The following is a 26,252-nucleotide window of genomic DNA, read 5'->3' on the forward strand; positions in this document are numbered from 1 at the left end:
AATCCTCACTGGGCCGCAACAGCTGGCGTGTTCAACAACACGAGCGCAGCGGTCACCAGCAAATTGATCAGGGTCAGCGGCAGGCAGAATTTCCAGCTGAAATCCATCACCTGGTCATACCGTGGGCGCGGAATGGACGCGCGCAGCAGGATGAAGATCATGATGAAAAACGCGGTCTTCAAGGCGAACCATAGGAACGACAGTTGCGGCAGGATATCGAACGGGCCGTGCCAGCCACCGAAGAACAAGGTCACCAGCAGCGCCGAGATCATGATGATGCCGATGTACTCGCCCACGAAGAACATGCCCCATTTCATGCCGGCGTATTCGATGTGGTAGCCGTCGGCCAATTCCTGTTCCGCTTCCGGCTGGTCGAAGGGGTGACGGTGAGTCACTGCCACGCCGGCGACGAAGAAGGTGCAGAAGCCGAAGAACTGCGGAATGATGAACCACAGGTGCTGGGACTGGTATTCAACGATGTCGCGCATGTTGAACGAGCCCACCTGCACCACGATGCCCATCAGCGCCAGGCCCATGAACACTTCGTACGACACGGTCTGGGCCGAGGCCCGCAGGCTGCCCAGCAACGCGTACTTGTTGTTCGACGACCAGCCGGCGAACAGTACGGCGTATACCGACAGGCCGGCCATGGCGAAGAAGAATAGCAGGCCGATGTTCAGGTCGGCGATGCCCCAGGTGGGGGTGATCGGGATGATGGCGAAGGCGATCAGCAAGGCACTCATGGCCACCACCGGCGCCAGGGTGAAGATCACCCGGTCGACGAAGGGTGGGTTCCAGTCTTCCTTGAAGAACATCTTCAGCATGTCGGCGGCGATCTGGAACATGCCGAACGGGCCGACACGGTTCGGACCGTAGCGGTCCTGCCACCAACCCAGCAAGCGCCGCTCGATGAAGCTGAGCAGCGCACCGCAGACCACCACGGCCAGCATGATCACCAGGGCCTTCACGACAGCAATGATGATGTCGATCACTTCAGGGGTGAACCAGGTCATTGTGCTGCCTCCTGCAGGCCATCAACGGTGGCGCCGGCGAATGCAGGCGGGATACCGGCCAGGCCGGCGGGCAGGGCGACGAGGCCGGCGCCCAGTTCCTCGTTGATGCGCAGCGGCAGGCGCAGGGCCACGCCGGCGACGTTCAGGCTGAGCAGGGCGCCGTCGTTGACGCCCAGGCGGTCGGCTTCGCTCTTCGCCACGCTGACATAGGCGGGTTGGATGCGTTCCTGCACCGGGGCTGCGCGGGACGAGTTTTCCTCGGAACCGAACAGGTGGTGCACGGGCACGGCGGTCCAGGTGCCACGGGCCGGGGCGAAGGCGCCCGGAATGGCGGTGAACCAGTTCAGGTTGTCGCCCTGGGTTTCGATCAGGCGGGTGCCCGGGTCACCGGCACGCAGGTGGCCCCCCACTTCGTCTTGGAACTTGTTCCAGGCCTGTGGCGAGTTCCAGCCCGGCGACCAGGCGAACGGCACCTGTTGGCGCGGCTCGACGGAGCCCGAGTAACCTTCCATGGAGAAGGCGAACGCGGTGTCCTTGTCCTGGGAGGTGCGCGGTTCGTGCACGCTGATGTTGGCGCGCATGGCGGTGCGGCCGCTATAGCGCAGCGGTTCACGGGCCAGTTTCAGGCCCTTGATGCGGAACGCCGCCGATGGCGCGGCCTCGACGATGCGCGCCAGGGCTGGCTTGCTGTTGGCCACGGCCTGGGTCACCTGGTCCAGCTGGGTGAATTCGACCATGCGGTCCAACAGCGTGCTGCGCAGGGCATGCAGCCAGCGCCAGCCTTCGTGGATCAGGTTGCTGGCGTCCAGGTAAGCCGGGTCGAACACCTGGAAGAAGCGCTGGGCGCGGCCTTCCTGGCTGACCAGGGTGCCGTCGCCTTCGGCGAAGCTGGCCGCTGGCAGTACCAGGTGGGCGCGTTCGGCGGTGGCGGTCAGCTGGTGGTCGGCAACGATCACCACCTTGGCGGCGTTCAGGGCGGCGTCCACCTTGGCGGCCGGCAGGCGGGTGTACAGGTCGTTTTCGAGGATCACCAGGGCATCGGCGCGGCCTTCGATCACGGCGTCCAGCGCCTCGTCGACCGACTCGCCGCCCATCATGGCCAGGCCCAGGCTGTTGGCCTCGGGCACCACCAGGCTCAGGGAGCCTTGCTTGCCGGCCAGGTGCAGGGCCTTGGCGATGTTGCCGGCGGCTTCGATCAGCGCGCTGGAGCCCAGGGAGGTACCGGAAACGATCAGTGGGCGCTTGGCCTTGAGCAGCGCGTCGGCGATGCGTTGGGCCAGTTCCAGGGCCTCGGCGTCCAGGCCGCTGACGGCCGGGGCGCTGGCGTCCAGGGCGTGGGCCACGGCAAAGCCGATGCGGGCCAGGTCGTCGGGCGCGGCGTGCACGCACTCTTCGGCCACGTCATCGAGCTTGGTCTCGCTGAGGCTGGCGATGAACAGCGGGTGCAGCGCGTGCTGGCCGATATTCTTCACCGCGGCGTCCAGCCAAGGCTGCACGCGCATGGCGTCGGCCATTTCCTCGGCCTTGCCCTTGACCGACTGGCGCAGGGACAGGGCCAGGCGCGCGGCGGTCTGGGTCAGGTCTTCGCCGAGGACGAAGATGGCGTCGTGGTCTTCCACTTCGCGCAGGCTCGGGATCGGCAGCGGGCTGTTTTTCAGCACGTCCAGCACCAGGCGGATGCGACCCAGTTCAGCGGCTTCGATACCGCTGTAGAAGTGCTCGCCACCCACCAGTTCCAGCAGCGCGTAGTTGCTTTCCAGGCTGGCACGGGGCGAACCGATGCCGACGATGTTGCGACCACGCAGCAGTTCGGCGGCCTTGTCCAGGGCAGCGTCCAGGCCCAGCTTCTGCTGGCCCAGCAGCGGCTGGCGCGGGCGGTCCTTGCGGTTCACGTAGCCGTAGCCGAAACGGCCACGGTCGCACAGGAAGTACTGGTTCACCGAGCCGTTGTAGCGGTTCTCGATGCGGCGCAGCTCACCGTAGCGTTCGCCGGGGCTGATGTTGCAGCCACTGGAGCAGCCGTGGCAGATACTGGGGGCGAACTGCATGTCCCACTTGCGGTTGTAGCGCTCGGAGTGGGTCTTGTCGGTGAACACACCGGTGGGGCACACCTCGGTGAGGTTGCCCGAGAACTCGCTTTCCAGCACGCCGTCTTCGACGCGGCCGAAGTACACGTTGTCGTGGGCGCCGTACACGCCCAGGTCGGTGCCGCCGGCGTAGTCTTTATAGAAGCGCACGCAACGGTAGCAGGCGATGCAGCGGTTCATCTCGTGGGCGATGAACGGGCCGAGCTCCTGGTTCTGGTGCGTGCGCTTGGTGAAACGGTAGCGCCGCTCGTTGTGACCGGTCATCACGGTCATGTCCTGCAGGTGGCAATGGCCGCCTTCCTCGCACACCGGGCAGTCGTGCGGGTGGTTGGTCATCAGCCACTCGACGACGCTGGCGCGAAACGCCTTGGACTCTTCGTCGTCGATGGAAATCCAGGTGTTGTCGGTGGCGGGGGTCATGCAGGACATGACGATGCGACCGCGGGTGTCGTTCTCGTCGGTGTACTGCTTCACCGCGCACTGGCGACAGGCACCGACGCTACCGAGTGCGGGGTGCCAGCAGAAATAGGGGATGTCGAGGCCCAGCGACAGACAGGCCTGTAACAGGTTGTCTGCGCCATCGACTTCGAGCGCTTTGCCGTCTACGTGGATAGTGGCCATGGTTCAAAGTTCTTCGTTGGCCCGCGTGGGCGGGCGTGGCTAATGGAAAGCTGTGTGCCGGCCCGAACGCTCGTCACAGGCGGACCTGTGGCAGGGCAGGGGGCAAGCGGCCGGTGGCACGGACCACCGGCTTTGAGTCTTGTTATGCGCCGACGGTGATCGGGCGCGCCAGGTCCGGGCGCAGGCCGCTGTTTGCGGCGATGCCAGCCTCGAATTCCGGGCGGAAATATTTGATCGCACTGCCCAAGGGCTCCACGGCACCAGGTGCGTGGGCGCAGAAGGTCTTGCCCGGGCCGAGGAAACCGACCAGGCCCAGCAGCGTCTCGATGTCGCCTTGCTGGCCCTGGCCGTTCTCGAGGGCGCGCAGCAGCTTGACGCTCCACGGCAGGCCGTCACGGCACGGGGTGCAGAAGCCGCACGATTCGCGGGCAAAGAACTCTTCCATGTTGCGCAGCAAGGACACCATGTTGACCTTGTCGTCCACGGCCATGGCCAGGCCCGTACCCATGCGGGTGCCGACCTTGCCGATGCCGCCGGCGTACATCTGCGCGTCCAGGTGCTCGGGCAACAGGAAACCGGTACCGGCGCCGCCAGGCTGCCAGCACTTGAGCTTGAAGCCGTCGCGCATGCCGCCGGCGTAGTCTTCGAACAGCTCGCGGGCCGGGATGCCGAAGGGCAATTCCCACAGGCCGGGGTTCTTGACCTTGCCGCTGAAGCCCATCAACTTGGTGCCGTGGTCTTCACTGCCCTCGCGGGCCAGGGACTTGTACCAGTCCACGCCGTTGCCGACGATGGCCGGCACGTTGCACAGGGTCTCGACGTTGTTGACGCAGGTCGGCTTGCCCCACACGCCCACGGCGGCCGGGAACGGCGGCTTGGAGCGCGGGTTGGCGCGGCGGCCTTCCAGGGAGTTGATCAGCGCGGTTTCTTCACCGCAGATGTAGCGCCCGGCGCCGGTGTGCACGAACAGCTCGAAGTCAAAGCCCGACCCCAGGATGTTCTTGCCCAGCAGGCCGGCGGCCTTGGCTTCTTCCACCGCGCGGTTCAGGTGCTTGGCGGCGGTGACGTATTCGCCACGCAGGAAGATGTAGCCACGGTAGGCTTTCAACGCGCGGGCGCTGATGAGCATGCCTTCGATCAGCAGATGGGGCAGTTGCTCCATCAGCATGCGGTCTTTCCAGGTGTTGGGTTCCATTTCGTCCGCGTTGCACAGCAGGTAGCGGATGTTCATGGACTCGTCTTTGGGCATCAGGCCCCATTTGACGCCGGTGGGGAAGCCCGCACCGCCACGGCCTTTGAGGCCGGAGTCTTTCACCGTCTGGACGATGTCGTCCTGGGACAGGTCGGCGAAGGCCTTGCGGGCCGCCGCGTAGCCGTCCTTGCTCACGTACTCGTCGAACCACACCGGTTCGGCGTCGTCACGCAGGCGCCAGGTCAGCGGGTGGGTTTCCGGGGTGCGGGCGATGCGGTTGGCAGGCCCGAAGGAGGTAAGGGTCATACGTAGCCCTCCAGCAGTTTGGCAACGCCGGCTGGCTGCACGTCGCCGAAGGTATCGTCGTCGATCATCAGCGCCGGAGCCTTGTCGCAGTTGCCCAGGCAGCACACTGGCAGCAGGGTGAAGCGCCCGTCCGCGGTGGTCTGGCCCAGGCCGATGCCCAGCTTGCTCTGGATTTCGCTGACCACCGACTCGTGGCCGCCGATGTAGCAGACCATGCTGTCGCACACGCGAATGATGTGGCGGCCCACGGGCTGGCGGAAGATCTGGCTATAGAAGGTAGCCACGCCTTCGACGTCGCTGGCCGGGATGCCGAGGATCTCGCCAATGGCGTACAGGGCGCCATCGGGCACCCAGCCACGTTCCTTCTGAACGATCTTCAGGGCTTCGATGGACGCCGCGCGCGGGTCCTCGTAGTGGTGCAGCTCGTGCTCGATGGCCGAGCGCTCGGTTTCGCTGAGGGCGAAACGGTCAGTCTGGATAAGCGTGCTGTTCATGCTTAGCGGTCCACGTCGGCCATAACGAAGTCGATACTACCCAGGTACGCGATCAAGTCCGCGACCATGCTGCCTTTGATCACCGAAGGGATCTGCTGCAGGTGCGGGTAGCTCGGGGTGCGGATCCGGGTACGGTAGCTCATGGTGCCGCCGTCGCTCGTCAGGTAATAGCTGTTGATGCCCTTGGTCGCTTCGATCATCTGGAAGGATTCGTTGGCCGGCATCACCGGGCCCCACGAAACCTGCAGGAAGTGCGTGATCAAGGTTTCGATGTGCTGCAGCGTGCGCTCCTTGGGCGGCGGCGTGGTCAGCGGGTGGTCCGCCTTGTACGGGCCTTCGGGCATGTTGCGCATGCACTGGTCGATGATCTTGATGCTCTGGCGCATCTCTTCCACGCGCACCATGCAGCGGTCGTAGGCATCACCGTTGTGGCCTAGCGGCACTTCGAACTCGAAGTGCTCGTAGCCCGAGTACGGGCGCGCCTTGCGCAGGTCGAAGTCGCAGCCGGTGGAACGCAGGCCGGCACCGGTCACACCCCATTCCAGGGCTTCGCGGGTGTTGTAGGCGGCCACGCCCACGGTACGGCCCTTGAGAATGCTGTTCTGCAAGGCAGCCTTGGTGTATTCGTCCAGGCGCTTGGGCAGCCATTCGACGAAGTCCTTCACCAGCTTTTCCCAGCCGCGCGGCAGGTCGTGGGCCACGCCGCCGATGCGGTACCAGGCCGGGTGCAGGCGGAAGCCGGTGATGGCCTCGATCACCGTGTAGGCCTTCTGGCGGTCGGTGAAGGTGAAGAACACCGGGGTCATGGCGCCCACGTCCTGGATATAGGTACCCAGGAACAGCAGGTGGCTGGTGATACGGAAGAACTCGGCCATCATGATGCGGATGGTGTCGACCTTCTGCGGCACCTTGATGCCCGCCAGCTTTTCCACCGCCAGCACGTAGGGCAGGTTGTTCATCACCCCGCCCAGGTAGTCGATGCGGTCGGTGTAGGGGATGAAGCTGTGCCAGGACTGGCGCTCGGCCATTTTCTCGGCGCCACGGTGGTGGTAGCCGATGTCAGGCACGCAATCGACGATCTCTTCGCCGTCCAGTTGCAGGATGATGCGGAACGCACCGTGGGCAGACGGGTGGTTGGGGCCCAGGTTGAGGAACATGTAGTCCTCGTTGGTGCCCGAGCGTTTCATGCCCCAGTCTTCCGGCTTGAAGCGCGCGGACTCTTCTTCCAGCTGCTGCTTGGCCAGGGTCAGGCTGAACGGGTCGAATTCGGTGGCGCGCGCCGGGTAGTCCTTGCGCAGCGGGTGACCTTCCCAGGTGGGCGGCATCATGATGCGCGACAGGTGCGGGTGGCCCTGGAAGGTGATGCCGAACATGTCCCAGACTTCACGCTCGTACCAGTTGGCGTTGGGCCAGATACCGGTGACGGTGGGCAGGTTCAGGTCGCCTTCGTGCAGCGCTACCTTGATCATCACGTCGCTGTTCCGCTCCACCGACAGCAGGTGGTAGAACACGGTGAAATCGGCGCCCGGCAGGCCACGGCGCTGGGTGCGCAGGCGTTCGTCCACGCCATGCAGGTCGTAGAGCATGGAGTAGGGCTTGGGCACATTGCGCAGGAAGCTCATCACTTCCTTGAGCTTGGCGCGTTCGATCCACAGCACCGGCATGCCGGTGCGGGTTTCCTGAGCGACGAACGCTTCGGGGCCGAAGCGCTGGTTCAGTTCGACGACCACGTCCTGGTCGTCAGCCTTGTAAGGCGGGATATATAGAGCGGTGTCCGCTGTCATGGTCTCGGTCGCTATTCGTCAACGTACAGAATGAAGCCAGGGTTCTTTGTGGCGATGCCGCGTAAAGAGCTGGATCAGACTTCGTCGGGGCTGCGCAGGTTGGTGACCGCGATACGCTGTTCGCGGCGTTGTTCCTTTTGCGACGGCATCTCGGCGCGGTACACGCCTTGATCTCCGACGACCCAGGACAGCGGGCGACGCTCTTGGCCAATGGATTCCTGCAACAGCATCAGGCCTTGCAGGAAGGCCTCTGGGCGCGGCGGGCAGCCGGGCACATAAACGTCCACGGGCAGGAATTTATCCACCCCTTGAACGACCGAGTAAATGTCGTACATGCCACCGGAGTTGGCGCACGAGCCCATGGAAATGACCCACTTGGGTTCGAGCATCTGTTCGTACAGGCGCTGGATGATGGGGGCCATCTTCACGAAGCAGGTGCCGGCGATGACCATGAAGTCGGCCTGGCGTGGCGAGGCCCGAATCACTTCGGCGCCGAACCGGGCGATGTCGTGGGGCGCGGTGAAGGCGGTGGTCATTTCCACGTAGCAGCACGAAAGCCCGAAGTTGTACGGCCACAGGGAGTTCTTGCGCCCCCAGTTCACCGCACCGCTCAGGACGTCCGAGAGCTTGCCCATGAAGATGTTCTTGTGGACCTGATCCTCGAGCGGATCGGCTACGGTTTCCCGTTCGCCGATCGGATACTGGTCATTGGGTGCATCCGGGTCGATTCTGGTGAGATTGTATTGCATTGCCAAAGCCTCATTGTTTCAGCTTCGCCTGCCGCTTACGGCGACCTTCGGGAGCCCAATCGAGCGCCCCCACCCGCCAAAGGTAGACAAGACCTGCCAACAGAATTGCTATGAAAACGAGTGCTTCGACGAATCCGGCCCAGCCGCTTTCGCGTACCGACACAGACCATGCAAAGAGAAAGAGGGCTTCGATATCAAAGATCACGAATAGCATCGCGACCAGATAGAATTTCGCGGAGAGGCGCAGACGGGCGCTGCCGACCGGCAGCATGCCGGATTCAAAGGGTTCGTTCTTGCTGCGGCCCCAGGCCTTGCTACCCAGCAGGGCCGACAGCCCCAGCATGAAGGCACAGAGCCCGGCGACACCCAAAAGGAAGATGGCAAAGCCCCAGTTGTGGGCCATGAGTCCTGTCGAATCGGGCATGCTGGATTCCTTAACAGAGAGCAAAAATCTCTGGGCTTGAAAAGTAGTAAGGCAGTGACGATATGTCGCAGCTGAATCTATCGCGCTGATTTTATGGGTAAACCCGTGGCAAGTAAATTTTCTGCAGCAAATTTATTCGTAGGATTAAGCACATACACTCCCTGCAAGTGCCTTCGGGGCCCGTGGGCCGGGGGTTTGCGGGTGTTTTATTAATAACGCCGCAGCCCGCTCACTGACACTGCTTTAATGTGTAATGATAATTAATATCATTTAAAGGTGCGTAAGTTGTGTCAAGAGGGTTGGGACAGTTAACCAACTCGTACGTTCTACGTGATTTTCGCTCTATATATGTTGGCTTGGATCAAGACTTTGGTTGTAGAAGCGTAGTCGATGTGGGCGAAGGTGGTGGGAAGGGTTGGGGATTGGGTGGGGGCGGGCTGCCGGGTGCAGTCCAAAGCAAAAGGCCACCCGCAAGGGGTGGCCTCTTCTGCATCACCTGGGATCAATGAAACTGCTCTTCCTCCGTCGAGCCCGTCAGCGCCGTCACCGAGGACACCCCACCCTGAATCACCGTGGTCATGTCATCGAAGTACCCCGTGCCCACTTCCTGCTGGTGCGCCACGAAGGTGTAACCCTTCGCCGCATCGGCGAACTCCTGCTCCTGCAGCTTCACGTAGGCGGTCATGTCGTTGCGGGCGTAGTCGTGCGCCAGGTTGAACATGCCGTGCCACATGTTGTGGATACCGGCCAGGGTGATGAACTGGTGCTTGTAGCCCATGGCCGACAGTTCGCGCTGGAACTTGGCGATGGTGGCGTCGTCCAGGTTCTTCTTCCAGTTGAAGGACGGCGAGCAGTTGTACGACAGCAACTGGTCGGGGTATTCCTTCTTGATGGCCTCGGCGAAGCGACGGGCTTCGTCCAGGTCCGGCTTGGCGGTTTCGCACCAGATCAGGTCGGCGTACGGCGCATAGGCCAGGCCGCGGGCGATAGCCTGGTCGAGGCCGGCGCGCACCTTGTAGAACCCTTCAGGCGTGCGGGTGCCCGTCACGAACGGTTGGTCATACGGGTCGCAGTCTGAGGTCAGCAGGTCGGCGGCGTTGGCGTCGGTACGAGCCAGGATGATCGTCGGCACGCCGGCCACGTCAGCGGCCAGGCGCGCGGCGACCAGCTTCTGCACGGCCTCCTGGGTCGGCACCAGCACCTTGCCCCCCATGTGGCCGCATTTTTTCACCGACGCCAGCTGGTCTTCGAAGTGCACGCCAGCGGCGCCCGCTTCGATCATGTTCTTCATCAGCTCGTAAGCGTTGAGCACGCCGCCGAAGCCGGCTTCGGCGTCGGCAACGATGGGGGCGAAGTAGTCGATGTAACCGTCATCGCCCGGGTTCTTGCCGGCTTTCCATTGAATCTGGTCAGCGCGGCGGAATGAGTTGTTGATGCGTTTGACCACGGTGGGTACCGAGTCGACCGGGTACAGCGACTGGTCGGGGTACATGGATTCGGCCGAGTTGTTGTCGGCAGCCACTTGCCAGCCGGACAGGTAAATGGCCTGGATACCGGCCTTGACCTGTTGCACGGCCTGGCCGCCGGTGAGGGCGCCCATGCAGTTGACGAAGTCCTTGTCCGGACGGAAGGACGGCTTGGCGCCCTGGGTCACCAGCTTCCAGAGCTTCTCGGCGCCGAGGCGGGCCAATGTGTGCTCGGGTTGAACCGAGCCGCGCAGGCGCACAACGTCGGCCGCGGAGTAAGTCCGGGTCACACCTTTCCAGCGCGGGTTTTCTGCCCAGTCTTTTTCAAGGGCAGCTATTTGTTGTTCGCGTGTCAGTGCCATGGAGATAAACCTCGTCGCATAGGTTTGGATGAAAATTCTCGCTCCGCCGGCGCTGTCCTTACAGAAACACCATGGTGGCGCTCGCAGATCAGAAGCTTAGAAGGTCTGGGACGGGCTTGACGGAGAAGGCGACGATCGAACGGTCGTTCGAGAGGGGAGTGGCAGTTGGCCGGGCGTGCCCTGTGCGTGTACACCGACCGGTCGTGGCGGTGGTGCGGCGAACAGGCCTTGCCGTGTTACCAGAATGCGCTTCCGTCCCTCGGGACAACTTCTTCGTTCCAGTCGCAATCTCGTCAGGCTGCCTTGTGGGCGTTCCAGACACGAATCGGCTCCGGTGGGTAGGTTGGAGACCGATCCGAAGGCCCTTTCCAGGGCCCCTGATTAGCGGGAGCGAGGCCATCATGCCTCGGCGAAAAGGTGTCGTCAAACATTTTGTAGTGCTTTTTTCATAGCACTACATCTTTGGTTCAAGGCGACTTATCAGTCAGTTTCAGAGTCTTTGGTCGCTGACCATCAGGGTGTTTTCGCGACCCCTGGGTCACGATTTCAGTCAACGGGGTCCACTTTTACCCGCAAGGTCATGTCATTGCGCCCCTGGGTGGACCAATTTCGGGTATACCCGCGCTGGTTGTACTGGCTTTGCTCGTTGGTACCGGCCAAGATTATCCATTCGCCCAAGCGCCCGCTGACCTGCGTGTCGGTGCTTTGAACGTTCACTACATCCTGACGCTCCTGGCTCATCCGGTCATTGTTGGTACTGATGCTCAGGTGAACGGTCTCGCCAGTGACGCTGGCGGTCACGTAGAAGCCTTGGGTGACGTTCTTGTACTGGGTCTGGGTCTGCAAGCCGCCGTAGCTGTCGCTTTGGGCGGTGGTGAACGGCACGCTCTGGCCGACCTGAATCAGGGCGGGGGTGCCCTCGGTGGCTTGTACCTGCTGCACGCCGCCGGTACGGTTGGCCGTGCTGTAGTTGATGATCCGGGTATTGCTGCCGTTCACGGTGTAACCGCCACGGTCGCCGTCATTGCTGTCGCTGGTGTCCACGCTGATGAGCAGGCGCCGGGCGGCCACGTCCAGTTGCGTGATCAGGGCGCGCAGTTGCTGGATCTTGTCGGGGTCGGCGTTGACGATCAATTGGTTGCCGTAGGCGGTGACCTTGCCGTCGCGGCCCAGGAAATTCTGCGCCACGGGCAGCAGGTCGTCGCTGGTGCGGTTGTTCAGCGGCACGATTTCGGTGGCGGCGTGGGCAGCGAAGGAGGTGGCCAGGGCCAGGGTGGCGAGGAGGGGGCGTAGCGGCATGTCCGAATTCTCCATCATTGGAGCGGACATTATGGCAGACGGGGTTCGGCCGGGAAGCGCAGATCCCTGTGTGGGACCGGGCGGAGTTCGAGAAAAGGACGCTGCGGTATGTCGGATATACCGCGGTGTGCTGTTCCTGAGCTTCGCCCGGTCCCACAGGGGTGGGCAGCGGGTTAGCTGGAGCGGACCATGTCCACGTGCGGGATGCCCGCCTCGAGGAATTCTTCGCTCACGACCTTGAAGCCATGGCGCTCGTAGAAGGCCGTGGCGTGTACCTGGGCGCTCAGGCTCTGCTGCTTGAGGTCCTGCTGCTCGGCTTGGGCGATGGCGGCCTCAAGCAGGGCGTCGCCCACTTTCAGCCCGCGCCAGTCCTTGAGCACCGAGACCCGGCCGATCTGGCCGTCGGGCAGCAGGCGGGCGGTGCCGATGGGGTAGTCGCCCTCGCAGGCCAGGAAGTGCACGGCGTCGTTGTCGTCGGCGTCGAACTCCAGCTCCGGGGGCACCGATTGCTCGGCGATGAACACGGCCTCGCGGATACGTCGAATGTCGGCGATGTCCTTGTGCCAATCAGCCACGCGTACGCGAATCTTATTCATCGGCAGCGAACCCCAGACTTCCCTGTTTGACCAGCTCACAGATCAGTGTACGACCTTGCTCGTCGATCATCCATGGGCCCAGGTTTTCGATGTGCAGGGCGTCGGCGGCGCAGATCAGTTTCAGCAGGTCGCGCAGCTCACCCGGCAGCAGGCGGCTCTGGCCGCTGGCGAACAGCAGCAGGTCATCGCCCACTTCCGACCAGGCCATGCGCGCGCTCGGGTTGCGGATCAGGATGGCGCCTTCTTCCAGGCCGTCCAGCAGGTCGTCTTCTTCCAGGGTTTCGCCCGCTACCAGCTCCGGGTAGCGCGGCTCGGTCATGAACTGGCCGAACCAGGTCAGCAGCAGGCGCTCGTCGTTCATGTGCTCGTTGAGCAGCTTCTTCAGGCGGTCCAGGGCGTCGTGCTGGATCTGGTGCGGGTCGCTGACCGGTTGCGCGTCGGCATCGCTGTAACGGTCTTCGTCCGGGAGGAACTGGCTCAGGAAATCGGTGAAATGGGTCAGCACTTCGGACGCGCTCGGGGCGCGGAAGCCCACCGAGTAGGTCATGCAGTCGTCCAGGGCCACACCGTAGTGAGCCAGGCGCGGCGGCAGGTAGAGCATGTCGCCGGGCTCCAGGGTCCACTCGTCGCTTTGCTCGAAGTTAGCCAGGATGCGCAAGTCGGCGTGTTCGATCAGCGGGCTGTCGGAGTCGCACATTTGCCCGACCTTCCAGTTGCGCTTGCCGTGGCCTTGCAGCAGGAACACGTCGTAGTTGTCGAAGTGCGCGCCAACGCTGCCGCCCGGGGCGGCGAAGCTGATCATCACATCGTCGATGCGCCAGCTTGGCAGGAAGCGGAAATGCTGCAGCAGGTCGGCCACTTCCGGTACGAACTGGTCGACGGCCTGCACCAGCAGGGTCCACTCACGCTCGGGCAGTTGGCTGAAAGCGTCTTCTTCGAACGGGCCGCGGCGCATTTCCCACGGGCGTTCGCCGTGTTCGATGACGATGCGCGATTCGACTTCTTCTTCCAGGGCCAGGCCTGCCAATTCGTCAGGGCTGATGGGGTTTTCGAAATCGGTGAACGCCTGACGGACCAGCAGGGGCTTTTTCTGCCAGTAGTCACGCAGGAACTCGCGTGCGGTCAAGCCACCCAGAAGTTGAAGAGGAGTATCAGAGTTCATGTGTAACCTATTGAATGGTTGCGCTTTTATGTCACGAATAAAAACGCCCGGCTAAGCCGGGCGTCTGAACGACGGGGCAAGGCGTCAGATGCGCTTGGCCTGAGCCGCGGCGTTACCGATGTAGGAAGCCGGGGTCAGCTTCTTCAGTTCGGCGCGGGCTTCGGCTGGCATGTCCAGGCCGTCGATGAAAGTTTGCAGTGCTTCAGGGCTGATGCCCTTGCCACGGGTCAACTCTTTCAGTTTTTCGTACGGGTTTTCGATGTTGTAGCGGCGCATCACGGTCTGGATCGGCTCGGCCAGGACTTCCCAGCAGGCGTCCAGGTCTTCGGCGATGCGCACTTCGTTCAGTTCCAGCTTGCTGATGCCCTTCAGGCTCGCTTCATAGGCAATGACGCTGTGGGCAAAACCGACGCCCAGGTTGCGCAGCACGGTGGAGTCGGTCAGGTCACGCTGCCAGCGCGAAACCGGCAGTTTGCTGGCCAGGTGCTGGAACAGTGCGTTGGCGATACCCAGGTTGCCTTCGGAGTTTTCGAAGTCGATCGGGTTGACCTTGTGCGGCATGGTCGAGGAGCCGATTTCGCCGGCGATGGTGCGCTGCTTGAAGTAGCCCAGGGAGATGTAGCCCCAGATATCGCGATCGAAGTCGATCAGGATGGTGTTGTAGCGCGCGATGGCGTCGAACAGCTCGGCGATGTAGTCGTGCGGTTCGATCTGGGTGGTGTAGGGGTTGAAGCCCAGGCCCAGCTCGTCTTCGATGAAGGCGCGGGCGTTGGCTTCCCAGTCGATGTCGGCGTAGGCGGACAGGTGGGCGTTGTAGTTGCCCACGGCGCCGTTGATCTTGCCCAGCAGCGGCACGGCGGCTACCTGGGCGATCTGGCGCTCCAGACGGTAGACGACGTTGGCCAGTTCCTTGCCCAGGGTGGTCGGCGAAGCCGGCTGGCCGTGGGTGCGCGACAGCATCGGCACGTCGGCGAAGCGGTGGGCCAGCGCGCGGATGTCGTTGGCGATCTGGCGCATCAGCGGCAGCAGCACGGTGTCACGGCCTTCGCGCAGCATCAGGGCGTGGGACAGGTTGTTGATGTCCTCGCTGGTGCAGGCGAAGTGGATGAACTCGCTGACCTTGGCCAGTTCCGGCAGCTTGGCGGCCTGCTCCTTGAGCAGGTACTCGATGGCCTTGACGTCGTGGTTGGTGGTGCGCTCGATCTCTTTCACGCGCTCGGCGTGTTCGAGGGCGAAGTCATCGGCCAGGGCGTCGAGGATAGCGTTGGCTTCGGCGGAGAAGGCCGGCACTTCGCTGATTTGCGGGTGGGCGGCCAGGCGCTGGAGCCAGCGTACTTCCACCAGGGCGCGGAAACGGATCAGGCCGTATTCGCTGAAAATAGGGCGCAGGGCCTGGGTTTTGCCGGCGTAGCGGCCGTCAACAGGGGAAACCGCAGTGAGCGAAGAAAGCTGCATGGGGTGTTCTCGGACAGTCGGGCAACGAAATGGGGCGCGTATCATACATGAAAATTCATTGCAGGTCGGCAGCCCAGCGCCGACCGCGCCCGTGAAGTGACGAGCGTTAACCGCGCATCATCGGGTAAAGCTCTTTGAGCAGCTTGCGCCGGCTGAAGACCAGTTGCCAGCGGTGGCCGCCCAATTGCCGCCACAGGCGTGCCGAGCGGATGCCCGCCAGCAGCAGGGCGCGTATTTTCGCGGCATTGCTGGGCTGCTGCAGGTTGCGCATGTCGCCTTGCACCTGAATGCGCTGGCGCAACGTGCTCAGGGTATCCTGGTACAGAGCGCCACTGGCGGCGATAACGTTCTCGTGGGTAATGCCGAAATGTTCTACCTGGGACTGGATTTGCGGCAGGCGCTTGCCGATCACCTCCAGCAGGTCGTCACGCTTGCCCAGTTGGCGCTCCAGGTTGAGCATCGACAGGGCGTAGCGCAGCGGTTCGCGCTGCAGGCTCGCCGGGTCGCGCTCCAGCGCACTGACCAGGGCGCGGTAGCCCTCGCGCAGGTTCAGGTCGTCACCGCCAAACACCTCCAGGGTGTCCTTGGGGTCGCGGATCAGCAGGCTGCCAAGCATGCAGCCCATGGCTGCCTCGGTGCTCTGGCCAGTCTTGGCGATGCGGTCCACCAGCACGGCGGCCTCGAACACGCCGCCCAGGGCAATCAGTTGCTCCTGAATCTGGTTCATGCCTGGCCCTTGCTGGTCCAGGGCTCGGCCACTTCGATGACACCGCCACCCAGGCAGATCTCACCGTCGTAGAACACCACGGACTGGCCCGGGGTGACGGCGCGCTGCGGCTCGTCGAACACGGCGCGGTAGCCCTGGGCGGTCTGTTCCAGGGTGCAGGCCTGGTCGCTCTGGCGGTAGCGCACCTTGGCGGTCAGGCGGCGCGGGCTGCTCAGGTCGACAGGGTTCACCCACCAGATTTCCGAGGCCAGCAGGGCCCGGGAGAACAGCCATGGGTGGTCATTGCCTTGGCCGACCACCAGCACGTTGCGCGCAAGGTCTTTTTCCAGCACGTACCACGGCTCGTCGCTGGCGTCTTTCAAGCCGCCGATGCCCAGGCCCTGGCGCTGGCCGATGGTGTGGTACATCAGGCCATGGTGGCGGCCGATCACTTCACCTTCGGTGGTCTGGATCTCGCCAGGCTGGGCGGGCAGGTACTGCTTGAGGAAGTCACTGAAACGACGCTCGCCAATGAAGCAGATACCGGTGGAGTCCTTCTTCTTGGCGGTGGCCAGGCCGTGTTTCTCGGCGATGGCACGTACTTCCGGCTTTTCCAGCTCGCCTACCGGGAACAGGGTCCGGGCGATCTGTTCGCCGCCCACGGCGTGCAGGAAGTAGCTCTGGTCCTTGTTCGGGTCCAGGCCCTTGAGCAGTTCGGTACGGGCGTCGACATCGCGGCGGCGCACGTAGTGGCCGGTGGCGATAAGGTCGGCGCCCAGGGACAGGGCGTAGTCCAGGAAAGCCTTGAACTTGATTTCGCGGTTGCAGAGGATGTCCGGGTTCGGCGTGCGGCCGGCCTTGTACTCTTCCAGGAAGTGTTCGAAGACGTTGTCCCAGTATTCGGCGGCGAAGTTGGCCGTATGCAGCTTGATGCCGATACGGTCGCACACGGCCTGGGCGTCGGCCAGGTCTTCGCGGGCGGTGCAGTATTCGGTGCCGTCGTCTTCTTCCCAGTTCTTCATGAACAGGCCTTCCACCTGGTACCCCTGTTCGAGCAGCAGGAGGGCGGACACGGAAGAGTCAACGCCGCCGGACATGCCGACGATAACGCGCTGGGTTTCAGGGGCAGCAGCTGAATCACGCATAGGAATTGAGTGTGTGTCTGGGAAAAGCAGGGGATTCTATCACCAAGCGCCCGGTTGCGCTTGCTGCTGATCAAACCTGACCCTGATGGGTAGTGCGGCTCAATTACGAATCAGGCTGAGGCTGTGCAGCGGGTGCTCCAGGTAGTCGTCGATGCATTGCAGCAACAGTTCGCTGCGCCAGCGGGCTTTCTGCGCGATGATCTCGTCGCGGGTCAGCCATTGCGGGCCGATGATGCCGTGGTCCAGCTTTCGCTCGGGGTCATGGTGCAGCGGCCTGCCGGCAAAACACACCCGCTGGTACGTGATGCCGTTGCTGGGCGCGGTATACAGGTAGATGCCGACCACGCCGGTGAGCTCGACGTCGTAACCGGTTTCCTCGACGGTTTCGCGAATGGCCGCCTCGATCAGGCTCTCGTCGGGCTCCAGGTGCCCGGCAGGCTGGTTGAGCACGGCGCGACCGCCCTTGAGTTCTTCGACCAGCAGGAAACGGCCTTGGTCTTCGATGACGGTGGCGACGGTGACATGGGGGATCCAGGGGCGCATGGGCCCTCCTTTCAGTCGGGAGCAGGTCGTTTGTAGCTTACAGTCTGTGGCAAAAAAGTTTTCCACGGATTGCCGAGAAAACTGGTGGTCTTTACAAAGATCTGTAGTGAACAAACAAGGCAGACGAGGTGATCTCACAGGCGTAACTGGCCCGAAACGGATGTGGGACCGGGCTTGCCCGGGAAGCGCCGTGCGGACGGCGCTCGATCTCAACAGCGACACAACAACATCGCCTGGCGCCTGGGGGCCCTGTGCGATCTCAAGCCAGGAGCTCCGCTGAGCCTTCTGTCGGCATGGCTTGAAATCGCACCAGGGCCAATAGGTGCATGTCTTGGTTTTTCCTGCGCCTTTGAAACCGAGCGCCGCCCGCGCGGCGCTTCCCAGGCAAGCCTGGTCCCACATCTGTTTCGGGCCAGTCATGTCTGTGAGAGCACCTGGTCCGCCTTGTTTGTTCACTACAGATCTTTGTAGGCGCCACCCACGTTTCCGGCAATCCGTGAAGAACCAAAAAAAAGCCCCAGCGCAGGCTGGGGCTTTCTTGAGGCTTGAAGCTTACTTCAGTGCAGCGATGGCGGCGTTGAAGGTCGCGCTAGGGCGCATCACCTTGGCAGCCAGCTCGGCGTTGGCGTGGTAGTAGCCAGCGATGTCCACCGGCTTGCCTTGCACGGCGTTGAGCTCGGCGACGATCGTCGCTTCGTTCTCGGTCAGTGCCTTGGCCAGTGGGGCGAACTGGGCTTGCAGCGCGGCGTCTTCGGTCTGCGCGGCCAGGGCCTGGGCCCAGTACAGCGCCAGGTAGAAGTGGCTGCCGCGGTTGTCGATGTTGCCGACTTTGCGCGATGGCGACTTGTTGTTGTCCAGGAACTGGCCAGTGGCCTGGTCCAGGGTGGCGGCCAGAACCTTGGCCTTGGCGTTGCCGTTGGTCACGCCCAGGTGTTCCAGGGAGGCCGCCAGGGCCAGGAATTCACCCAGCGAGTCCCAGCGCAGGAAGTTTTCTTCCACCAGTTGCTGCACGTGCTTGGGCGCCGAACCGCCGGCGCCGGTTTCGAACAGGCCACCGCCGTTCATCAGCGGCACGATGGACAGCATCTTGGCGCTGGTACCCAGTTCCATGATCGGGAACAGGTCGGTCAGGTAGTCGCGCAGCACGTTGCCGGTCACCGAGATGGTGTCCTGGCCCTTGCGGATGCGCTCCAGGGAGAACTTCATGGCGTCGACCGGGGACATGATGCGGATGTCCAGGCCCGAGGTGTCGTGGTCTTTCAGGTAGACCTGGACCTTCTCGATCATCACGCCGTCGTGGGCACGGGCCGGGTCCAGCCAGAACACCGCCGGGGTGTTGGAGGCGCGGGCACGGTTGACGGCCAGCTTGACCCAGTCCTGGATCGGCGCGTCCTTGGTCTGGCACATGCGGAAGATATCGCCGGCTTCGACTTTCTGCTCCAGCAACACGCGGCCCTTGCCATCGACGACGCGAACGGTACCGTCGGTCTTGATGTGGAAGGTCTTGTCGTGGGAGCCGTACTCTTCGGCTTTCTGCGCCATCAGGCCAACGTTCGGCACGCTGCCCATGGTGGTCGGATCGAACGCGCCGTGTTTCTTGCAGTCTTCGATGACAGCCTGGTAGATGGTGGCGTAGCAACGGTCCGGGATCACCGCCTTGGTGTCCTGCAGGTTGCCTTCGGTGTTCCACATCTTGCCCGAGTCACGGATCATGGCCGGCATCGAGGCGTCGACGATCACGTCGCTTGGCACGTGCAGGTTGGTGATGCCCTTGTCGGAGTTGACCATGGCCAGCGCCGGGCGGGTAGCGTACACGGCCTGGACGTCGGCTTCGATCTGCGCTTTCTGCTCGGCAGGCAGCGACTGGATGCGGGCGTACAGGTCGCCGATACCGTTGTTCAGGTTGAAACCGACCTGCTCCAGCACGGTGGCGTGCTTGGCCAGGGCTTCCTTGTAGAACTCGGCAACGACCTGGCCGAACATGATCGGGTCGGAAACCTTCATCATGGTGGCCTTGAGGTGCAGGGACAGCAGCACGCCCTTGGCCTTGGCGTCGTCGATTTCAGCGGCGATGAAGGCGCGCAGGGCCTTTTTGCTCATCACGGCGCAGTCGATGATTTCGCCGGCCTTGACCGAGGTCTTTTCCTTCAGGACGCTGGTGGAGCCGTCAGCGGCCAGCAGCTCGATGCGCACGGCGTCCGCGGCTTCGATCAGGGCGGCCTTTTCGCTGCCGTAGAAGTCGCCGTTGCTCATGTGAGCCACGTGGGACTTGGAGTCGGCGGCCCAGGCGCCCATCTTGTGCGGGTGCTTGCGGGCGTAGTTCTTGACCGACAGCGGAGCGCGGCGGTCGGAGTTGCCTTCGCGCAGTACCGGGTTCACGGCACTGCCCTTGATCTTGTCGTAGCGCGACTTGGCTTCTTTCTCGGCGTCGGTGGCCGGGTTTTCCGGGTAGTCCGGGATGTTGTAGCCCTGGGCCTGCAGCTCGACGATGGCGGCCTTCAGTTGCGGTACCGAGGCGCTGATGTTCGGCAGCTTGATGATGTTGGCTTCCGGCGTGGTGGCCAGGGTGCCCAGCTCGGCGAGGTCGTCAGCGATGACCTGGTCGGCTTTCAGTTGCTCAGGGAAGCTCGACAGGATGCGGCCAGCCAGCGAAATGTCGCGGGTTTCCACGGCAATATCAGCCGAAGCGGTGAACGCTTCTACGATAGGGAGCAGGGAATAGGTGGCGAGGGCCGGAGCTTCGTCGGTGAAGGTGTAGATGATCTTTGAGCGGGTGGGCATATTCGGATTAACTCTCTTCTTTGCTAAGCGTGCACAGAATCTCGAGATGCGCAGGGTAGGCGCTTTCGTCCAATGTCATCAATGAGCCGAAAGTCGAGGATTCGTCGCGATGATGTGGGGTGCATCAGTAGAGCGTCAAGCGACCGAGCTGCGGTACAGCGCAGTCTTTTTCAAGCTTTTTCAAGGGCCTGGCGCCCGCGGGCAGGTGCCAGGCCAGTGGTGACTCGATGGTCACTGCGACAGTATACCACTGGTCATGGTCTATAAATGATGCTCTTCGGCAGATTCACGGTTCAAACAGCTGGTTGCGGTCCCGGGCAGGTGGTTTACGCTCAGGGATAGCCAGGATGTTCAACCCCAAAAAACGGAGTCCAGCATGGGATACCAGAAGATTCAGGTTCCGAGCGTCGGCGAAAAGATCAGCGTCAATGCAGACCATTCTCTCACTGTTCCAGACCAACCGATCATTCCGTACATCGAAGGCGACGGCATTGGCGTGGACGTCACGCCGGTCATGATCAAAGTGGTGGACGCCGCGGTGGCCAAGGCCTACGGCGGCAAGCGCAAGATTTCCTGGATGGAAGTGTACGCGGGCGAGAAAGCCACCCAGGTGTATGACCAGGACACGTGGCTCCCCCAGGAAACCCTCGACGCGGTGAAGGACTACGTGGTGTCTATCAAAGGCCCCCTGACCACACCAGTGGGGGGTGGTATCCGGTCGCTGAACGTTGCCTTGCGCCAGCAGCTTGACCTTTATGTCTGCCTGCGCCCGGTGGTCTGGTTCCAGGGTGTGCCCAGTCCGGTGAAGAAGCCCCAGGACGTGGACATGGTGATCTTCCGCGAGAACTCCGAGGACATCTATGCCGGCATCGAATGGAAAGCCGGCACCCCCGAAGCGCAGAAGGTGATCAAGTTCCTGAAGGAGGAAATGGGTGTCACCAAGATCCGTTTTGACCAGGACTGCGGCATCGGCGTCAAGCCCGTGTCCAAGGAAGGCACCCAGCGCCTGGTGCGCAAGGCCCTGCAATACGTGGTGGACAATGACCGCGAGTCGCTGACCCTGGTGCACAAGGGCAACATCATGAAATTCACCGAGGGCGCCTTCAAGGACTGGGGCTACGAGATTGCCCGCGACGAATTCGGGGCCACCTTGCTCGACGGCGGGCCGTGGATGCAATTCAAGAACCCCAAGACCGGGCGCAACGTGATCGTCAAGGACGCTATCGCCGACGCCATGTTGCAGCAGATCCTGCTGCGGCCGGCCGAATACGACGTGATCGCCACCCTCAACCTCAACGGTGACTACCTGTCCGACGCGATGGCGGCGGAGGTGGGCGGTATCGGCATCGCGCCCGGCGCCAACCTGTCCGACACGGTGGCCATGTTCGAGGCGACGCACGGTACGGCGCCCAAGTACGCGGGCAAGGACCAGGTCAACCCGGGGTCGGTGATCCTGTCGGCGGAAATGATGCTGCGCCACCTGGGCTGGACCGAGGCGGCGGACCTGATCATCAAGGGGACCAACGGCGCGATCGGGGCGAAAACCGTTACCTATGATTTCGAGCGGCTGATGGACGGTGCCACGCTGGTGTCCAGTTCGGGGTTCGGCGAGGCGCTGATCAAGCATATGTGACCGGCGGTACGAAAAAAGCCGGCCTTCCTGGCCGGTTTTTTGTTTCGAGATTTGTGTTGGCTGGCCCCCGGGCAAGCCTCGGGAGCCAGGTGGCACAGTCTCAGGCGTTGGCGGCCTGGTGTTCGGCCACAGGAGCGGCGACAGGCGAGGGGGTGTCAGTGGCAGCGCTAATTTCGACGGCGTGCAGGCCCTTGGGGCCCTGGATGATTTCGAATTTGACGGGCTGGCCGGCCTTGAGGGTCTTGTAGCCATCCATCTTGATGGCCGAGTAGTGGGCGAACAGGTCTTCGCTTTTGCCCTCTTCAACGATGAAGCCATAGCCTTTGGCGTTGTTGAACCACTTGACCTTACCGTTTGCCATGCTCATATCCCTCTGCAAAGGACTCCATCTCTGGAGTATCATCCACTTCATCCGGCATCGGACCGATCAAAAAATTTGGTTGACTGCGCGGACCTTTATTCCCCAATGTGGGTTCTATTGTTTGTAACACCGTTTTGCCGATAGTCAAGGTCATGCGGCGGCCGGGCTTACAGCCGGTCACAAGGTCAACACCCAACCCTATTCGCTCAACCATGAACCTTCTTTCCATGCATGCAATCAGCCAGATTCGACTAACATTCAATCAGGATCGCCCGCAATCGGATGAGGACGATTCAGCGGGCCTGGCCGTACAGGAATCCAAGCCGGCCTTGAAGGCGCCACCCATGTATAAGGTGGTTTTGTTTAACGATGACTACACACCGATGGATTTCGTCGTCGAAGTGCTCGAGGTGTTTTTCAACCTTAACCGCGAGCTGGCGACCAAGGTCATGCTCGCCGTCCACACGGAAGGGCGAGCCGTATGTGGATTGTTCACCCGCGACATCGCCGAGACAAAGGCCATGCAGGTCAATCAATACGCCAGGGAAAGCCAGCATCCGCTACTCTGTGAAATCGAGAAGGACGGTTAATCGCCGACCACTTGGGTATGAGGTGAAGCTATGTTAAACCGCGAGCTCGAAGTCACCCTCAATCTCGCCTTCAAGGAGGCCCGTTCCAAGCGTCATGAGTTCATGACCGTGGAGCACCTCCTGTTGGCATTATTGGATAATGAGGCCGCCGCCACCGTTTTGCGCGCTTGTGGCGCAAACCTCGACAAACTCAAGCACGACTTGCAGGAGTTCATCGACTCCACCACGCCGCTGATCCCCGTTCATGACGAGGACCGCGAAACCCAGCCAACCCTGGGCTTCCAGCGCGTGCTGCAACGTGCCGTCTTCCACGTACAGAGCTCGGGCAAGCGCGAAGTCACCGGTGCCAACGTGCTGGTCGCCATCTTCAGCGAACAGGAAAGCCAGGCCGTGTTCCTGCTCAAGCAGCAGAGCGTGGCGCGCATCGATGTGGTCAACTACATCGCCCACGGCATCTCCAAGGTGCCGGGGCACGGCGATCATTCGGAAGGTGAACAGGAAATGCAGGACGACGAGGGCGGTGAGTCTTCTTCTTCAGGCAACCCACTGGACGCCTATGCCAGCAACCTTAACGAACTCGCGCGCCAGGGCCGTATCGACCCGCTGGTAGGCCGCGAGAACGAAGTGGAGCGCGTGGCGCAGATCCTCGCCCGTCGGCGCAAGAACAACCCGTTGCTGGTGGGTGAAGCCGGCGTCGGCAAGACCGCCATCGCCGAGGGCCTGGCCAAGCGCATCGTCGACAGCCAGGTCCCTGACCTGCTGGCCAACAGCGTGGTCTACTCCCTGGACCTCGGCGCCTTGCTGGCCGGTACCAAATACCGCGGCGATTTCGAAAAACGCTTCAAGGCGCTGTTGGGCGAATTGAAGAAGCGTCCGCAGGCGATCCTGTTCATCGACGAGATCCACACCATCATTGGTGCCGGCGCCGCGTCGGGCGGGGTCATGGACGCTTCCAACCTGCTCAAGCCGCTGCTGTCCTCGGGTGATATCCGTTGCATCGGCAGCACTACGTTCCAGGAATTCCGGGGCATCTTCGAGAAAGACCGGGCCCTGGCGCGGCGCTTCCAGAAGGTGGATGTCAGCGAGCCGTCGGTGGAAGACACCATCGGTATCCTGCGCGGCCTGAAAGGGCGCTTCGAGCAGCACCACAGCATCGAGTACAGCGACGAGGCCCTGCGGGCCGCCGCCGAGCTGGCCTCGCGCTACATCAATGACCGGCACATGCCGGACAAGGCCATCGACGTGATCGACGAGGCGGGCGCCTACCAGCGTCTGCAGCCGGTGGAGAACCGGGTCAAGCGCATTGATGTACCGCAGGTCGAGGACATTGTCGCCAAGATTGCGCGTATTCCGCCAAAGCACGTCACCAGTTCCGACAAGGAGCTGCTGCGTAACCTGGAGCGCGACCTGAAACTGACCGTGTTTGGTCAGGACGCTGCCATCGACTCGCTGGCCACCGCGATCAAGCTGTCCCGTGCTGGCCTGAAGTCGCCGGACAAGCCGGTCGGTTCCTTCCTGTTCGCCGGCCCTACCGGCGTGGGCAAGACCGAAGCCGCTCGTCAGTTGGCCAAGGCGTTGGGCGTTGAACTGGTGCGTTTCGACATGTCCGAGTACATGGAGCGCCATACCGTGTCCCGTCTGATCGGCGCGCCTCCGGGTTATGTCGGTTTCGACCAGGGCGGCTTGCTGACCGAGGCCATCACCAAGCAACCGCACTGCGTGCTGCTGCTCGATGAAATCGAGAAGGCCCACCCGGAAGTCTTCAACCTGCTGCTGCAGGTGATGGATCACGGTACCCTGACCGACAACAACGGGCGCAAGGCGGACTTCCGCAATGTCATCTTGATCATGACCACCAACGCCGGTGCCGAGACCGCGGCGCGTGCCTCCATAGGGTTCACGCACCAGGACCACTCGTCCGATGCCATGGAAGTGATCAAGAAAAGCTTCACGCCAGAGTTCCGCAACCGTCTGGACACCATCATCCAGTTTGGTCGCCTCAGCCACGAGACGATCAAGAGCGTGGTCGACAAGTTCCTCACCGAACTGCAGGCCCAGCTGGAAGACAAGCGCGTGTTGCTGGAAGTCTCGGACGCGGCGCGCAGCTGGCTGGCGGCCGGCGGCTACGACGCGACCATGGGTGCCCGCCCGATGGCGCGGCTGATCCAGGACAAGATCAAGCGGCCATTGGCCGAGGAGATTCTGTTCGGGGAGCTGGCCGAGCATGGTGGCGTGGTGCACGTCGACGTGAAGGACGGCGAAATGACGTTCGACTTCGAGACCACGGCGGAAATGGCCTGACGCCGTTGGGGCCGCTGCCGTCACGCGGCAGCGGCTACCCAGGCGGGCGTGCAAATGTAGCGGCCACACAAAAACGCCCGGCATGCGCCGGGCGTTTTCGTGTGTGCTGCTTAACGAGCGCGGTAGGTAATGCGCCCTTTGCTCAAGTCATAGGGCGTCAGCTCGACGCGCACCTTGTCACCGGTCAGAATACGAATGTAGTTCTTGCGCATCTTGCCGGAGATATGCGCGGTTACGACGTGCCCATTTTCCAACTCCACGCGAAACATGGTGTTAGGTAGGGTGTCGACGACAGTGCCTTCCATTTCGAAGCTGTCTTCTTTCGACATGCAGTAAAGCCCTCGGTGTCCAGTTAATGGCCCGGTGCAACTGCGCCAGGCAAAAGCGGCGTGCATTGTGCCTGAAAAAGGGGCGGAACGCCAAGACCCTTCAGTTTAACGTAACCCAACGCTGGTTGATCAGCAGCTCGATGGGCCGATACTGAGTCTTGTAATTCATTTTTTTACAGTTCTTGATCCAGTAGCCCAGGTACACCGCGTCCAGCCCCAGGCGCGAGGCCTCGCCTATCTGCCACAGAATGGCGAAACGGCCCAGGCTGCGGCGCTCTTCAGCCGGTTCGTAAAAGGTGTAGACCGCCGACAGCCCATTGGGCAACAGGTCGGTGACTGCCACCGCCAATAGTTGGCCGTCACGGCGGAATTCATAGAAGCGCGAAAATGGCAGATCGCGTACCAGGAACGTTGAGAATTGGTCCCGGCTGGGCGGGTACATGTCGCCGTCGGCATGGCGCTGTTCGATATAGCGCTGGTAAAGATCGAAATATTCCTCGCTGAACGCCGGCTTGCTGGAGGTCACCTGGATATCGGTATTGCGCTTGAGGATGCGTTTCTGCTGGCGGCTGGGGCTGAAGCTGGAAGCAGGAATGCGCGCCGGCACGCACGCATTGCAGCGCTGGCAATGGGGGCGGTAGAGGTGATCGCCGCTGCGCCGAAAACCCATTTCCGACAGGTCGGCGTAGACGTGCACGTCCATCGGCTGGCTGGGGTCGAGGAACAGGGTGGTGGCCTGTTCTTCCGGCAAATAGCTGCACGAATGGGGTTGAGTGGCATAGAACTTCAACCGCGCCAACTCAGTCATGATCAACCCTCGGATCGAAACCTTTGGATAAGTGTAAGCCAGCTG

At 62.3% G+C, this 26,252-nt stretch carries 23 protein-coding genes; 3 read left to right on the forward strand and 20 right to left on the reverse strand.

Annotated elements, in window-relative coordinates:
* Positions 1-5: 5 nt before the first annotated feature.
* The 16 genes from nuoH to HWQ56_RS09605 form a co-directional block, all read right to left on the reverse strand.
* On the reverse strand, positions 6-1,013 hold the full coding sequence (nuoH, locus tag HWQ56_RS09530) for an NADH-quinone oxidoreductase subunit NuoH (protein WP_158156568.1): 1,008 nt from the start codon (positions 1,011-1,013) through the stop codon (positions 6-8).
* The gene (nuoG, locus tag HWQ56_RS09535) at positions 1,010-3,721 is read right to left on the reverse strand and encodes an NADH-quinone oxidoreductase subunit NuoG (protein ID WP_158156570.1); all 2,712 of its coding nucleotides are present in this window, start codon (positions 3,719-3,721) and stop codon (positions 1,010-1,012) included. The genes nuoH and nuoG overlap by 4 nt, the downstream gene beginning before the upstream one ends.
* Before the next feature lie 142 nt (positions 3,722-3,863).
* A complete protein-coding gene (gene nuoF, locus HWQ56_RS09540) occupies positions 3,864-5,219 on the reverse strand; it encodes an NADH-quinone oxidoreductase subunit NuoF (RefSeq protein ID WP_158156572.1) in 1,356 nt (451 codons plus the stop codon).
* Positions 5,216-5,713, reverse strand: coding sequence for an NADH-quinone oxidoreductase subunit NuoE (gene nuoE / locus HWQ56_RS09545; RefSeq protein ID WP_007970445.1), 498 nt, complete (start codon positions 5,711-5,713; stop codon positions 5,216-5,218). Before nuoE ends, nuoF begins: the two co-directional genes overlap by 4 nt.
* Positions 5,714-5,715: 2 nt before the next feature.
* Positions 5,716-7,497 carry an NADH-quinone oxidoreductase subunit C/D gene (nuoC, locus tag HWQ56_RS09550; RefSeq protein WP_158156574.1) on the reverse strand — a complete coding sequence of 594 codons (1,782 nt, stop codon included), beginning with the start codon at positions 7,495-7,497 and terminating at the stop codon, positions 5,716-5,718.
* Between the two features lie 74 nt (positions 7,498-7,571).
* Entirely contained in the window at positions 7,572-8,246 is a 675-nt protein-coding gene (locus HWQ56_RS09555; protein ID WP_158156576.1) for a NuoB/complex I 20 kDa subunit family protein, read from the reverse strand.
* Positions 8,247-8,256: 10 nt separating this feature from the next.
* Complete coding sequence (locus HWQ56_RS09560) at positions 8,257-8,670, reverse strand: NADH-quinone oxidoreductase subunit A (protein WP_008369061.1); 414 nt, start codon at positions 8,668-8,670, stop codon at positions 8,257-8,259.
* Positions 8,671-9,172: 502 nt separating this feature from the next.
* Positions 9,173-10,498, reverse strand: coding sequence for an isocitrate lyase (gene aceA / locus HWQ56_RS09565; protein WP_158158930.1), 1,326 nt, complete (start codon positions 10,496-10,498; stop codon positions 9,173-9,175).
* Between the two features lie 546 nt (positions 10,499-11,044).
* Positions 11,045-11,797, reverse strand: coding sequence for a secretin N-terminal domain-containing protein (locus tag HWQ56_RS09570; RefSeq protein ID WP_176570291.1), 753 nt, complete (start codon positions 11,795-11,797; stop codon positions 11,045-11,047).
* A 173-nt stretch (positions 11,798-11,970) separates the two neighbouring features.
* Positions 11,971-12,393: a GNAT family N-acetyltransferase gene (locus HWQ56_RS09575; RefSeq protein WP_158158926.1), complete on the reverse strand. Its 423-nt coding sequence runs from the start codon at positions 12,391-12,393 to the stop codon at positions 11,971-11,973.
* Positions 12,386-13,555 (reverse strand): ribosomal protein uL16 3-hydroxylase, encoded by a 1,170-nt coding sequence (locus HWQ56_RS09580; protein ID WP_158158924.1) that lies wholly within the window; start codon positions 13,553-13,555, stop codon positions 12,386-12,388. The genes HWQ56_RS09575 and HWQ56_RS09580 overlap by 8 nt, the downstream gene beginning before the upstream one ends.
* Positions 13,556-13,639: 84 nt before the next feature.
* On the reverse strand, positions 13,640-15,010 hold the full coding sequence (gene purB / locus HWQ56_RS09585) for an adenylosuccinate lyase (RefSeq protein WP_176570292.1): 1,371 nt from the start codon (positions 15,008-15,010) through the stop codon (positions 13,640-13,642).
* A 106-nt stretch (positions 15,011-15,116) separates the two neighbouring features.
* On the reverse strand, positions 15,117-15,737 hold the full coding sequence (gene hflD / locus HWQ56_RS09590) for a high frequency lysogenization protein HflD (protein ID WP_176570293.1): 621 nt from the start codon (positions 15,735-15,737) through the stop codon (positions 15,117-15,119).
* Entirely contained in the window at positions 15,734-16,861 is a 1,128-nt protein-coding gene (gene mnmA, locus HWQ56_RS09595) for a tRNA 2-thiouridine(34) synthase MnmA (protein WP_176570294.1), read from the reverse strand. The genes hflD and mnmA overlap by 4 nt, the downstream gene beginning before the upstream one ends.
* Before the next feature lie 99 nt (positions 16,862-16,960).
* Positions 16,961-17,404 carry an NUDIX hydrolase gene (locus HWQ56_RS09600; protein WP_158158917.1) on the reverse strand — a complete coding sequence of 148 codons (444 nt, stop codon included), beginning with the start codon at positions 17,402-17,404 and terminating at the stop codon, positions 16,961-16,963.
* A gap of 552 nt (positions 17,405-17,956) precedes the next feature.
* Complete coding sequence (locus HWQ56_RS09605; RefSeq protein WP_176570295.1) at positions 17,957-20,185, reverse strand: NADP-dependent isocitrate dehydrogenase; 2,229 nt, start codon at positions 20,183-20,185, stop codon at positions 17,957-17,959.
* Positions 20,186-20,561: 376 nt separating this feature from the next.
* Here HWQ56_RS09605 and icd point away from each other — a divergent pair, with 376 nt between their 5' ends.
* The gene (gene icd, locus HWQ56_RS09610; RefSeq protein ID WP_176570296.1) at positions 20,562-21,818 is read left to right on the forward strand and encodes an NADP-dependent isocitrate dehydrogenase; all 1,257 of its coding nucleotides are present in this window, start codon (positions 20,562-20,564) and stop codon (positions 21,816-21,818) included.
* Positions 21,819-21,918: 100 nt separating this feature from the next.
* Here the strand turns inward: icd and cspD are convergent, their stop codons facing one another.
* Entirely contained in the window at positions 21,919-22,185 is a 267-nt protein-coding gene (gene cspD / locus HWQ56_RS09615; protein ID WP_425331939.1) for a cold shock domain-containing protein CspD, read from the reverse strand.
* Positions 22,166-22,393 (reverse strand): hypothetical protein, encoded by a 228-nt coding sequence (locus HWQ56_RS09620; RefSeq protein WP_158158966.1) that lies wholly within the window; start codon positions 22,391-22,393, stop codon positions 22,166-22,168. Before HWQ56_RS09620 ends, cspD begins: the two co-directional genes overlap by 20 nt.
* A gap of 13 nt (positions 22,394-22,406) precedes the next feature.
* Here HWQ56_RS09620 and clpS point away from each other — a divergent pair, with 13 nt between their 5' ends.
* Complete coding sequence (clpS, locus tag HWQ56_RS09625) at positions 22,407-22,769, forward strand: ATP-dependent Clp protease adapter ClpS (protein ID WP_158158973.1); 363 nt, start codon at positions 22,407-22,409, stop codon at positions 22,767-22,769.
* Between the two features lie 30 nt (positions 22,770-22,799).
* The gene (clpA, locus tag HWQ56_RS09630; RefSeq protein WP_158158967.1) at positions 22,800-25,070 is read left to right on the forward strand and encodes an ATP-dependent Clp protease ATP-binding subunit ClpA; all 2,271 of its coding nucleotides are present in this window, start codon (positions 22,800-22,802) and stop codon (positions 25,068-25,070) included.
* A 110-nt stretch (positions 25,071-25,180) separates the two neighbouring features.
* Here clpA and infA read toward each other — a convergent pair whose 3' ends face one another.
* Complete coding sequence (infA, locus tag HWQ56_RS09635) at positions 25,181-25,399, reverse strand: translation initiation factor IF-1 (protein ID WP_002553999.1); 219 nt, start codon at positions 25,397-25,399, stop codon at positions 25,181-25,183.
* A gap of 100 nt (positions 25,400-25,499) precedes the next feature.
* Positions 25,500-26,207 carry an arginyltransferase gene (locus tag HWQ56_RS09640; protein WP_176570298.1) on the reverse strand — a complete coding sequence of 236 codons (708 nt, stop codon included), beginning with the start codon at positions 26,205-26,207 and terminating at the stop codon, positions 25,500-25,502.
* Positions 26,208-26,252: the final 45 nt, after the last annotated feature.

The sequence above is a fragment of the Pseudomonas eucalypticola genome, assembly GCF_013374995.1.
Classification (GTDB): domain Bacteria; phylum Pseudomonadota; class Gammaproteobacteria; order Pseudomonadales; family Pseudomonadaceae; genus Aquipseudomonas; species Aquipseudomonas eucalypticola.